This window comes from Providencia sp. wls1914 (genome assembly GCF_009706645.1).
GTDB classification, from domain to species: domain Bacteria; phylum Pseudomonadota; class Gammaproteobacteria; order Enterobacterales; family Enterobacteriaceae; genus Providencia; species Providencia zhijiangensis.
Map to the genome: position 1 here is coordinate 998,656 of NZ_WLUN01000016.1, position 12,920 is coordinate 1,011,575.

Annotated in this window: 4 protein-coding genes and 6 pseudogenes; 1 reads left to right on the top strand and 9 read right to left on the bottom strand. The window is 43.7% G+C overall.

Annotated features, from left to right (window positions below; translation table 11 throughout):
• Positions 1 to 116: 116 nt before the first annotated feature.
• The 4 pseudogenes from mukB to cmoM form a co-directional block, all read right to left on the bottom strand.
• Positions 117 to 4,547: pseudogene (mukB, locus tag GKR74_RS15455) on the bottom strand (chromosome partition protein MukB); the annotation flags it as partial.
• A pseudogene (gene mukE, locus GKR74_RS15460) lies at positions 4,547 to 5,272 on the bottom strand (chromosome partition protein MukE); the annotation flags it as partial. The pseudogenes mukB and mukE, both read right to left, overlap by 1 nt.
• Positions 5,235 to 6,578 (bottom strand): annotated as a pseudogene (gene mukF / locus GKR74_RS15465) (chromosome partition protein MukF). The pseudogenes mukE and mukF, both read right to left, overlap by 38 nt.
• A pseudogene (cmoM, locus tag GKR74_RS15470) lies at positions 6,578 to 7,363 on the bottom strand (tRNA uridine 5-oxyacetic acid(34) methyltransferase CmoM); the annotation flags it as partial. The pseudogenes cmoM and mukF, both read right to left, overlap by 1 nt.
• Positions 7,364 to 7,546: 183 nt before the next feature.
• Between cmoM and elyC the strand changes: the two are divergent.
• Positions 7,547 to 8,353, top strand: coding sequence for an envelope biogenesis factor ElyC (elyC, locus tag GKR74_RS15475; RefSeq protein ID WP_154604246.1), 807 nt, complete (start codon positions 7,547 to 7,549; stop codon positions 8,351 to 8,353).
• A gap of 79 nt (positions 8,354 to 8,432) precedes the next feature.
• Here the strand turns inward: elyC and kdsB are convergent, their stop codons facing one another.
• The 5 genes and pseudogenes from kdsB to msbA form a co-directional block, all read right to left on the bottom strand.
• Positions 8,433 to 9,179 (bottom strand): 3-deoxy-manno-octulosonate cytidylyltransferase, encoded by a 747-nt coding sequence (kdsB, locus tag GKR74_RS15480; protein ID WP_154604247.1) that lies wholly within the window; start codon positions 9,177 to 9,179, stop codon positions 8,433 to 8,435.
• A gap of 4 nt (positions 9,180 to 9,183) precedes the next feature.
• A complete protein-coding gene (locus tag GKR74_RS15485; protein WP_036951756.1) occupies positions 9,184 to 9,363 on the bottom strand; it encodes a Trm112 family protein in 180 nt (59 codons plus the stop codon).
• A 142-nt stretch (positions 9,364 to 9,505) separates the two neighbouring features.
• Positions 9,506 to 9,721, bottom strand: coding sequence for a cold-shock protein (locus tag GKR74_RS15490; protein WP_036951758.1), 216 nt, complete (start codon positions 9,719 to 9,721; stop codon positions 9,506 to 9,508).
• 435 nt (positions 9,722 to 10,156) lie between these two features.
• A pseudogene (gene lpxK, locus GKR74_RS15495) lies at positions 10,157 to 11,152 on the bottom strand (tetraacyldisaccharide 4'-kinase).
• Positions 11,127 to 12,893: pseudogene (gene msbA / locus GKR74_RS15500) on the bottom strand (lipid A ABC transporter ATP-binding protein/permease MsbA). Before msbA ends, lpxK begins: the two co-directional pseudogenes overlap by 26 nt.
• Positions 12,894 to 12,920 lie beyond the last annotated feature (27 nt).

The following is a 12,920-nucleotide window of genomic DNA, read 5'->3' on the forward strand; positions in this document are numbered from 1 at the left end:
TAATTAACTTATTTATATAATTAAGAAAAAATTAAAGTCATTATCGTAGCCAAAAAAAAACCGACACAGTTCCCCATGTCGGTTTTATTAACTAGAAACTAGAATCAGTTATTGGGCAGGGCTTGTGGAGCAGGATTATCCTGACCAAAACCTTTTAACCCAACAACATGAACGTGTTCCGTATTGCCGGTCACTTTACGCACCAGTTTATAGGTGGTTCCTTTCTCTGGGCTAATGTTTTCCGGCGCAGCGATAATAAGCTGCATTTCCAATCGGTCACATAACTCAAATAACGTGGCGATAGACTTCGCATCCAAACGCGCCGCTTCATCCAAGAACAGCAAGCGACATGGAATAATATCTTTCGCACGCAGTCGGCGGGCTTCTTCTTCCCAGCTCTGAACAACCATCACTAAGATAGACATCCCCGTACCGATCGCTTCACCTGTCGATAACGCACCGCTTTCCGCTTTTAACCAACCATCAGAGCCACGGTTAACTTCAACTTCTAACTCTAAGTAGTTACGGTAATCTAACAGTTCTTCACCAATGGTTTGCGGCAAACGCTGCCCCATGTCCATCTGCGGGTTCAGGCGTTGATACAGTTTTGCCATCGCTTCAGAGAAGGTTAAACGTTGGCTAGTAAACAAGTCTTGGTGTAATTCGCTCTCTTCTGATAACACGCTCAACAATAAGGCGTGGCTTTCGCGAATATTCACATTCAGTCTAACCCCTTTAACCTGACCAAATGCCACCGCCTGTAGGCCTTGGTTCAGCATACGAATACGGTTTTGCTCACGCTGGATGGTTTTACGAATGATGTTCGCCACACTCTTCGAGCTAATTGCCAGTTTTTGCTCACGGGCAGTTAACTCTTCAGTCAGACGCGCTAACTCAATTTCCATCTGCTCAATCGCATCGATTGGATCATCGGTACGAATAATATCTTGGCGAATACGCTCACGCAGATGTTGGTAAACTGCGATAAAGAACTGAATTTTACGTTCAGGATGTTTAGGATCTTCGGACATACGTAGTACATCACGAAGATGTTCGTTATCTGCTACCGCTAAACGCAACGCTCCTAACGCCTTATCCGACATCGAACGTAGACTATCACCATCGGTATAAGCCAATTCGCGACGATGCAGACGACGCTCAACGCCATTATCTTTTACCAAGCGCATCACCGCACACCAACCTGCTTTCGCCATCACAACTTGCTCACGGATTTGGTAATAATCTTTTTCCAACTTACGCAGGCGTTTTTGCAAGTTATCCATTTCCGCTTCACATAACGTCAGTTGTTTTTCTAACTGGTTAATGCGGCTACGGTTTGCCATAACAGATTGATGTAATTCATCACGACGAATGCTGGCACGCTCTTGCGCATCAGGATCCGCTTTCACACCCATTTCCTGCATTTCTGCTTCAAGTTCTTTCAACATCTCTTGCTTGGTGTCGAATGAACTGCGCAGCGATGCCAGAACTTGATGATATTGCGTGCTTTGTGCTTGTTGCTGGCGTAATAGCTCACGGGCACGAGTTCTATCGGCTTCCGCATGCTCTAAACGCTGGCGCAGTTTTTCATTCAAGTCCGCATTTTCGTTGACCATCCCCGTCGAATCACTGTAGCTAAAGTGCGCACGACGTTGAGCTACTTCCACCAAGGCAAAGGCTTGTTGCTTCGCATTTTGCTGGGTATGTTTCGCCAATTCATAATCTTTACGCAGCTGATCATGTTGCTCAGGATCACTGAGTAATACCGTCACAATCGGCTCTAACTTCGCCAGATTATTACCGTGTTTATTGATGAAATGTGCCGCTTCTTCAGCTTCTGAAAGTTCTTCGCGGATCTCTTCAACGCGATCCACCAGCGTTTCATCCATCAACAAATTCACTTGCGGCAATAAACGGTTTAATGCCAGTAAGTTTTCTTTGCCTTGAGCGAACTGTTGGCGCTGTTGCTGGGTCTGCTCTTCAAATTGGTTCAGTCCACGCTCTAATTCAGTACGTTTTTGATTTAATGTACGAATTTCAGCTTCAGGATCCGCTTCAAATGCCACTGAAATATGCTGACCAATAAAGCGGCTAAATGCTTGATGAGCACGCTGAATTTTTTGCACGTCAAATGACAAGGTCGCATAACGCTCCGTCAATTCATCACGCTCAGCACTCAGTGACTCTAAATGGCTTTCACGGGCAGCTCGACCAAATAACGGTAATTCTGGGTAGCGAGAATAACGCCACTGACGCTCTGATGAACGGACTAATACTGCATTTTCAAACTCTTGAGCATCAAAAACACTGTCATCAAATGAGGATGGATCCCCCTCGATAAAATACACATCATCAGGGCAATCTTGTAAATTTTCTAGCTGCTCGCGAACCACGGCCAAGTCTTGTACCACGATACCGTGACGGGCTGGGCCATAAAGCGCCGAGAAATACGCCGCATCTTCAATAGTAATATCGTCGTAGATTTCAGATAACAGCACGCCATTAAAACGCTCCGCCAGTGCCAGCATGCGCCCATCTTCGGCACCACTTGGTTGACTTAAACGTTCGATTTGCTTGTCGAGATCACGGCGCTGCGCTGCAACTTCATCACGCTCAACCGTAATTTCCCTTTCTTGCTCCAGAAGTTGCTGCATAAACTCAGTCACTTCGGTGCTATTTTCGAAAGTTTCACCCGATTGTTCGTTAAGCTGAGTTAGTGCTTCTTGTGCCATAATCCACGCAGGCGCTTTCGCGGAAAGCTGGCTGATACGCTGACGAATTTGTTCCAACTCTTGGCGCATTTGCATGCGTTTTTCGCCGCTTTCATTAACGCCAGTACTTAACTCTTCTTGCAGAATTTCTAACTCGGCCATCAAAGCGTCAAGCTCATCGGGCTCAACACTTTGACCATAACGTTTACAGAATTCGCTCAGTAATTTTTCGGCATTACGCTGGCTATCTAAACGCTGTTGCAATTCAGATAATTGCATACGCAGTGGCTGAACACGCTCAGCTAAATGTTGTTGCGATGACCAGTCACGCAGTAACGAACGCGCTTGTGTATACGCATCCCCACGGCTTACGTCGCCTAACATAGTTTTAACTAGCTGATACGCTTGCTCAAACTGGCTATGAGCTGCATCCGCCACGCTCATTTTTTGCTCTAATGCGAGTAAGGCTTCAGTGGCTTGCTGCTCTTTGGCCTCAAAGGTCTCCAGCCATTCATCGACATTTTCAATGGTAAGATCAGGCAGTTGGCAGAGCTCGCGAGCACGGTTTAAGGCATGAAGTGCTTGTTGATATTGAATCGCACGAGTTTGCTGTACATCAAGCGCTTGCTGGTAATCTGCCAGCTGGTTTTTCAGCTCATCCACCTCAATTTCAGCGGCTTGCGCACGAGCATCAAGCTCTTCGTGTTTCTCTGTGGCTTCCGCGACGACTTCGCTCTGTTCTTCAAGGCGATAAGTGAGCTCTTCAATATCGGCTTGGTAGCGGTCAATTTTTTCTTGATGACGTAATGCAGCTTGCACCAGATTTAAATGGTCACTTGCCGCTTGGTAGTCCGCTTCGATTTCTGTCGACGCTTCGTTTTGTTCATTTAATTCACGCGCCATTTCCACACTACGAACTTGTTCAACGCGCAGTTGTTTGCGATTACTGTACAGTTCGTTACGGGCGGCTAATGCTGCATCTAAGTGAATTCGGCGTTCATTTGAGTGGCGCATATAGTCCGCAGATACATAATCTGTGGCTTCGCTGATCAAATGTTTGAATAAATCACGGTCAGATTGTGTAACGCGGATGGCTTCCAGTGTTAAACGGTTTTCACGTAATGCCGCTTCCATATCTTGGAATGCTTTACGTACGCCGCTGTTTTCTGGTAATAAATAGTCACGCAGTGAGCGGGTGATCGCACTGGAAATACCACCATATAAGGAAGCTTCAATCAAACGGTAATATTTACTACGATCCCCTGCTGAACGTAAACGTTTTGGCAGCACACCCAATTCGAATAATACTGAATGGTAATCAGTGATCGAGTTAAATTGCTTAAATTGGATGCCTTCTTGTTTTTCTACGCGCTCTTTCAGGTCATTCAACGGAATAACCTTAGCTTGGCGCCCTTCAAACACTTCCGTTAATACTTCCGTTGGTACTGTGGCTAATGGCACGCCTTGGATCATAAACGGTTTGATATCGACTTTTTTATCGCGTCCTGCTACTTGCTGTAAGCGAACACCGACCATAACACGTTGATGTTTAGAGTTTAAAACATCCAGCACGGCATAACAGACACCAGGACGCAGCTTTCCGTGTAGACCTTTATCACGGGACCCCGAAGTAGCCCCGGCTTCTGTAGTATTACGGAAATGCAGTAATGTTAAGTCAGGGATCATTGCGGTAATAAAGGCCGCCATGGTGGTGGATTTACCCGCACCATTTCCCCCAGACAGGGTGGTGACTAATTCATCAAGGTCAAAAGTACGAGCAAAAAAGCCGTTCCAGTTCACCAGCGTCAGTGAGCGAAATTTTCCGCGTTCAATCATTCTTGTTCATCCTCTTCACTGTCAGCCAGATCTTGACTCTCATCCGTTTCGTCTTCATCGCTGTCTCTTAGCGATAATTCCCCTTCAAGAGAGACCGCTTCACCATCACGGATCATGCGTAATTGTGCTTCTTGTGGATTATCACCACTACGCACATCCGCACCAAAGCGGAATACAGACTCATTAATAATAAATTTGCTGGAGTCATTTTGCAGGAAATAGACCATACCTAAACGACGTAAACGGTTTAAGGAGGTTCTTAGTTTTTCCTGTAATTTTTGTTTATCGAGGTCTGAACCTGTGGAGCGTTGGTTAACAAATTTCAGTAATTTGCTTTCGTCGGCCAGCGACAATAATTCTTCAAACAGCTCTTGAGAGGTAAAGACCCCTTGGTTGGTTAGACGCTCAGGACTCAAATAGAGGTAGCACAGAATTTTACCCACCATCATGTCCAATTCAGACAAAACAGAACGAGGAATTAAGGTGCTAGAACGGGGACGCAAATAGAAGAAGCCTTCTGGTGCCCGGATCAACTCAACATTATAGCGAGCATAAAATTGCTCTAACGGTTCCTGAAAATCCATTAAAAATGCATGATTATCAAGGTCATCAATACTGATATGGCGACCTGCACGCAGTTGGCTGTCGAGCTCAGGAAAAATGGGGTTAGCTAGTGCTTGAGCCAGTTTAACTGGCATAAATTGTTCAATATTTGTCGATGACATGTGCCTGTACCTTGGCTCCGTGATCATTAATAGCGCGCCATTCTGCCGGTAATCCCGCCAGATCAGCCTCTGCGATACCTAGTTTTACAGCCTGATCGATAATAATACGCGCAACGTCAAAATGGCGTTTCTGCGGGTATTGCGTCAGATAACTCTGTAATACGTGACCGACATCCAGCGGTTTGTTATCCGTTTTATAGAACGCAAGTTGCGCTTCGATTAACGCCGCTAATTGGTCATTAAGTTCACTGAACTCTTCAAATTCTAGATCAGGTGGAAGTTCCCCCATCACCTCTTGATCATGAAGTGCCAGCTCCTCATCACGCATATCAAAAAGCCTATCCGCATTGGCATAGGTGAGTGCCCAAGGGCTATCGAGGTACTGCTGTACAGATTGACGTAAACGTTGAGAAAATATACGGTTTTTATCCATATCAATTGCTGTACGGATAAATTTGTGAACATGTCGGTCGTAACCAATCCATAAATCAATGGACTGCTGCCCCCAGCTCACAATACGGTCTAGCTTGTTTTGCAAATCAAAGATTAGTCGGTCGACCATTTCCGAGAACTGCGGCGCATTCATGTTAGCTTCTTGAATACGTAGTAAGTTTGCCTGTAGCTTATCGCCAGCCGCTTCTAAAGTATCTTGCAATTCTCTTAATGTGCCGGACGTTTCAGAAAGTAGCTGCTCACAGTTAGCAATTGCCGCCTGCCAGTCTTGGTTTAACAGTGCAGCAATATCATCTTTAACGCTGTTTTGTTGCTCATCCATAATTCGCTGTGACAGGTCAATACTGTCAAAAATTTCAGCGACTGAATATTTTAATGGCGCAAAAACATGACGGTGCCAATAAAATTCATCACCACCTTCTTCGGCTGATTCCGCTGCACGTTGTAGCTCTCCCGCCACAATCGATAACTGCATCGACAATCTTAATGTCGAAAATTCGCGTTGACGAATATAGTAATCACTAATGCCAATGCCGAGTGGCGTTAGACGATAAATCGCATTTCCTTCGACAATGTCGCTGGCAAAGCGGTTAAATATTTTTTGGCGAACCATGTCATTGATGGCGTTGTTCGCTCTGACTGCCAGTGATTCGGTGGTTTGTTCGAAGCCTTTGCACACTTCTCGAAACGCATCCACCAGCTCCCCTTCACTCATTTCACCGTTAACCCGCTCACTGTTAAGTACTGCGACGGCCAGCAAAAATGCTAGGCGCTCTGCGGGTAGGGAAATCGCAAAATCATTTTTTCGTGCCCAAGACACGAGTTCAGGGACGGTCTGGGAAAAATCACTCATAAATCGTCCTTTTGGGTTTGTTTGCGTGCCATGACATGAATATATCGCCCCATACTGATATAGGGTTCTTCACGACAATATTGTTGTTCAAGCGCCAATAACGCTGGAAAGTCTTTTTGTTGTAATTGTCTACTTTGCAAATAATCATGGAACACTCTGACGCCACTTTTGCCTAAAATATCCATACCACAACCAATAAGCCACTCATCAACCTGTTGAGGGAAAAGCGGGTTCTGTGGCGATAATGAACGTTTGCGACGACGCTGGATATGAGGAGTTGCGAGATGAAAATTACCTAAAATTGCATTACGCATCACCAAGCCATTTGCATTATAGAACATGACAGAAAATATGCCTTCCGGTCTGATAATCTCTGCCAGTTGCTCTAATGCATATTTTTGGTCGCTAATCCATTCAAGTACCGCATGAAACAAGACAAAATCAACTGGTTCATCAAGGTGTTGAGCAATATCTTGAACGGCGCAGTGAACAAAGCTGATATTCTCGCTAATTCCTTGTTCATCAGCAAGTACCGATGCCCGTTCTAACATTTCTTCGGATAAATCGCAAAGAATAACCTGATGACCCATTGCGGCTAATTGACGAGAAAAATGCCCTTCTCCGCCGCCCGCATCTAATATACGTAATGTTTGGCCTTGAAAATGCGTTTCCAGTAACTGGGTAAGATCTTGCCAAACTACCGCTTCGCGAATTTTTCCTTTTGTCGTTCCATAAATATTTTTTGCAAATTTATCGACAATATCATCAAAGTTGCGGTCTGCCATCTGCGTTCCAGTTACCTATCATGAGTTATTTACAGCATATCAAAACCAAGAATTATAACAGATAATCTAGCTGTTTTTGCATAGTACTTTATTTTGTATCCGATTTATTTTGCATAGCATTTTATTGCTGATGCAGCTACATTTGACCCTAGTCGCTTACATTATCTTCATGACAGGTTTTCTATGTTATTTCTGCTAAAAAAATACCTTGGCTCACTGTTAATGCCGCTACCCTTATTATTGATCATTGGGGGAATTGGACTGATTTTATTGTGGTTTACCCGTTGGCAAAAAAGTGGAAAATCCTTAGTAACATTAAGCCTTGTTATCATCGCGTTATTAGGGCTACAACCTATTTCAGATCGGTTACTCGCGCCCGTTGAAGGCCCGTATGATAAGCGTTATGAGCTTATCACCACCAATCCACCTAAAGAGATAAAGTATATTGTGGTTTTAGGAGGTGGATTTACCTATAACCCTGATTGGAGTCCTAGCTCGAATTTGCTCAGTAACAGCTTGCCTCGAGTCACTGAAGGGGTACGTCTTTATCTGCAACATCCAGGTAGCAAATTGATTTTTACTGGCGGTAAAGCCAGTAGCCCAATCAGTAGCGCTGAAGTTGCATCTATGGTTGCTCAATCTTTAGGTGTTCCAGCGACAGATACAATCCCGCTAACCGAACCGAAAGATACGCAAGAAGAAGCCTATGAAGTGGAAAAAATTATTGGTAAGCAGCCGTTCTTGTTAGTGACTTCAGCGAACCATTTACCCCGCGCGTTGAAAATGTTTACCAGTCGTGGGATGCAGCCTTATCCAGCTCCGGCTAATCAATTGGTGATCACCAGCGATTTGAATCCTTGGGAGCGCTATATTCCTTCCGCTTTCTATTTTAGCCACAGCGAACGAGCATGGTATGAGCTCATTGGCTCAATTTGGTGGCACTTAAAGCCCGATAATACCCAGACAATTGAAGATAATCAGGCGGAGTAAAATACAAAGGGGAAACTTATTCAGTTTCCCCTTGTTTTATCAGACCATTGTTTTATCAAACCATTGTTCACACCGGAAATTATGGCTGAAATGCTTGTCTTACCAATTCAAGATCTTCTGGTGTATCCACCCCTGCACCCGGTGCTTTTTCAGCAACCGCCACATGAATTTTCTCACCATACCAAAGCACGCGAAGCTGCTCTAGCATCTCGATTTTCTCTAATGGGCTGGCATCCCAAGCGATATAACGACGAATAAAGCCCGCGCGATAAGCGTAGATACCAATGTGGCGTAAGAAAGTATCACCAATGGTCTCTTTGCTTTTTGCAAATTGGTCTCTATCCCACGGGATTGTCGCTCGAGAAAAATAGAGCGCATAACCGTCTTTGTCCATCACCACCTTCACAGCATTCGGATTAAAGGCTTCTTGTGCACTATGAATGGGAACGGCGAGTGTTCCCATATTTGCCTGACTACCTTGCAAATTATGAGCGACTTGGCGAATGATTTCAGGTGGAATCAGCGGTTCATCACCTTGCACATTGACAATAATTTCATCATCGGAAAAGCCGTAAGTGTCAATCACTTCAGCCAAACGTTCCGTACCAGATTGATGATCGGGGTTAGTCATACAAGCTTCCCCTCCCGCTGCAATGACCGCGGCAGCGACATCTGGATGGTCAGTTGCAATAATGACTCGGCTAGCACCTGATTTAATCGCTTGCTCCATGACTCGAACAACCATCGGTTTACCGTGAATATCTGCTAAAGGCTTACCCGGTAATCGTGTTGAAGCGTAACGCGCAGGAATAATGACGGTAAACATAGGATTACAGTCCTTCGTCTAAAGCAACTTTACGCGCTTCGTTCTCAAGTAAAACGGGGATGCCATCGCGAACAGGAAAGGCGAGATGATCAAACTTGCAGATTAATTCGAGGTTTTCTTTGTTGTAACTTAGTTTGCCATGACAGGATGGGCAAGCAACAATTTCAAGTAAACGGTGATCCATGTTTTCTCCCAAATGGATTTAAACTCACTTGGCGTCAGGATATCACATGCAGGTATCACCGTTAACTCTATTCTTGCTTATTAAGATCTCCTGCGAAGAATGAGAGGATAGTGCAGGAGAAATATTTCTGTTAAGAATTCAATTAGTAAGCGATAACGTCTCTTGCCGTTATGCCATCTGAATTACGAGTAACAGAGAACTCGACGTTTTGACCTTCAGATAAAGATTTGATTTTTTTATTCGCAATTGATTTGGTTGTTACGAAGATATCATCGCCACCATTACGAGGTGAAATAAAACCGTAACCTTCTTTTGCGTCAAACCATTTAACTTGGCCCATATGTAATTGAAAATTCATATTGAAACTCCTTCTTGTTCCGAGAACAATTTTTTATATTTGTATCATTACTCTCTACACGTTATTCCATTTATTTTGCTGAACTATTTATTTCGATCAGTTCATTCTGACCTATCTATTCAAGCCAATCTATTAACATAATTAAGAGTAATTAACTTAACCAATTTATGCATCAAATGTTTATGCATATCTTATAACGACCCAAGTGTAGGTTTCAGGCACCACACATTTACCGTGAACTTAACAGTCTATTTTGACATTATGATGACAACACGAAATAGTAGAGTAAGTAGTGTATTGCGAGGATAAGTGACTAACTCAAGAACGGGTCGTAAAATTAAAGCTAGCAAATAATCCACTTATTAATGTATTGCAACTTGGTACATAATAAGTAGATCTGCATCACATTGCAGGTATTATTATCTGAAATCAATCCTAAAAGCAAGCTGTTTTATTTCAGATAAGTGATTTTATTTCACTTAAGATTCGTTTTTCGCCTATTTTATCAAACTGCGCTTCCACAGGAAGATACCACCAATTGGTCTGTGCGAAGGAATGACATTTGACAGCATCCTTTTCAGTCATCAGTAAATTTTGATTTTTTTCTGCTAAAGAAACGAGTTGCTGCTGGCTATAAGCTTGATGATCGGAAAACGCATGGGTATTAACAAGTGTTAATCCTTTGCTTTCTAAAGAAGAGAAAAAACGAGGTGGATGACCAATGCCCGCCATCGCAACTACATTGTTAAGCTCGGTAACCAAGTTTTTTTCGCCTGTAGCTAGATTCACGGCCATATCCCCCTCTAGGGACATCAGTGTTTCATTTGAGTTAGGAACACCACCATTTACAATCAAGGCATTGACTGTTTTTAATCGCCCTGCACGTTCACGCATTGGCCCCGCAGGTAACCACCAGCCATTACCAAAACGACGCTGCCCATCAATGACGACAATTTCATAGTCACGTTGCAATGCGTAATGCTGTAAACCATCGTCTGTGACAATAATATCTAATTGAAAATTATCGAGTAATGCTTTAATTGCATCACTACGTTTTGGTGCCACGGCAACAGGTGCATGAGTACGATGATAAATCAAAACTGGCTCATCGCCTGCAACTGTCGTGGTTGTCGTCTGGTCTAACACTAGCGGATAATGGTCAGACTGCCCGCCATATCCACGAGATACAACACCCACACGAACACCTTGTTTCATGAGCGATTCAACTAGCCAAATAACCACAGGGGTTTTTCCATTTCCCCCTGCGGTTAAATTCCCTACAACCACAACAGGCACAGGGGCTTTCCATGAGCGAAGAAGTCCAGCTTTATAGCCGATATGACGTACTAACGTTATCAATCCATACAAAAAGGATAACGGAAGCAACAAAATATAGAGCCATGATTTACCGGACCAAATTCGCTCAATCATTCTTAAATTGGATCCTATGTAATTGCGCGTATGCCCCATTTTGGGCTAGTAGCGTTGTGTGGTCACCACGTTCAATGATATGCCCATCTTGTACAACCAAGATTTGATCCGCATTTTCAATAGTGGATAAACGGTGAGCTATCACAAGCGAAGTCCTATTCTTCTGCAATTCGTCTAACGCGGCTTGAATTGCACGCTCTGATTCCGTATCTAATGCTGATGTCGCTTCATCTAAAATCAAAATTGGCGCATCACGCAATAATGCACGAGCAATCGCAATACGCTGGCGTTGACCACCAGAAAGCATCACACCATTTTCACCAATCATTGTATCTAACCCATTATCCAGCTTTTGGATAAAGTCCATGGCGTATGCCATTTCTGCAGCTTTTTCAATTTCCGCTCGGCTATAACGCCCGTCTGTCGCATAGGCAATATTATTCGCAACAGTATCATTGAATAAATAAACATGCTGAGATACGAGAGCGACTTGGCTTCGTAAAGATTCTAAGGTGTAATCACGAATATCATGACCATCAATACGGATACTGCCTTTATCGATATCATAGAAGCGAGTTATTAAGTTAGCGATGGTGGATTTACCGGAACCTGAACGCCCCACTAAAGCAACTGATTTACCAGCAGGCAGCGTAAAAGAAACATCCTCTAGTGCGGGATGCTCTTTGGTTTGATAAGTAAACGTCACTGAGTCGAACTCAATATCACCTTTCACTTGAGTCAGAACTTTCGTTCCTTCATCTTTCTCTTTTTCAGTATCTAAAATCGCAAATAACGTTTGGCATGCTGCCATTCCGCGCTGGAATTGCGCATTCACGTTAGTTAGAGACTTAAGTGGGCGCATTAACGCAAACATGGATGAGAAAACGACACCAATCGTACCTGGTGATAATTGTTCTTTGATCTCAGGGAAACTTGCTGCGTACAAGACAAACGCTAATGCAAAAGAGGCAATCATCTGAACAATAGGGTCAGAAATAGCGGAGGCGCTAACCATCTTCATATTTTGACGGCGCATATTATTGCTGACTTTATCAAAACGTTCAGTTTCGACTTTCTGCCCACCAAAAATAAGGACTTCTTTATGCCCTTTAAGCATTTGCTCGGCGCTAGTCGTCACATGGCCCATACCCGTTTGCATGTTTTTGCTAATTTTACGAAAACGCTTAGAAACCACGCGGATAGTGATAGAGACGACAGGTGCAATGGCAATCAAAATCAGCGACAACTGCCAGCTGTTATAAAACATAATACCAAATAACGCGATGATATAAGTTCCTTCGCGAATAATGGTAATGAGAGCACCGGAAGCCGAAGATGCGACCTGCTCTGAATCATAGGTAATACGCGATAATAAAGTCCCTGTGGATTGCTGGTCAAAATAGCTCACCGGCATTCCCATCATATGACCAAATAATTTGCGGCGCATACTCATCACTACTTTTCCTGACACCCAAGAAACGCAGTATGTAGAGACGAAACTTGAAGATCCACGCACGACCATCAAGCCCAAAATTGCCAGTGGTAACCACTTCAGTGTGTTGTTATCCGCTTTACCAAAACCGTCATCTAATAATGGTTTCAGTAAAGAAATCATAAACGCATCACCTGCGGCGTTGATGATAAGAGCAATTGCTGCAACAACTAATCCAATTTTAAAAGGCGCAATGGTTGGCCATAGGCGCTTAAATGTTTGCTTTGTCGATAGGTCTTGATCATTCATGCTTTTATTACCAGACTTAATGTAAGC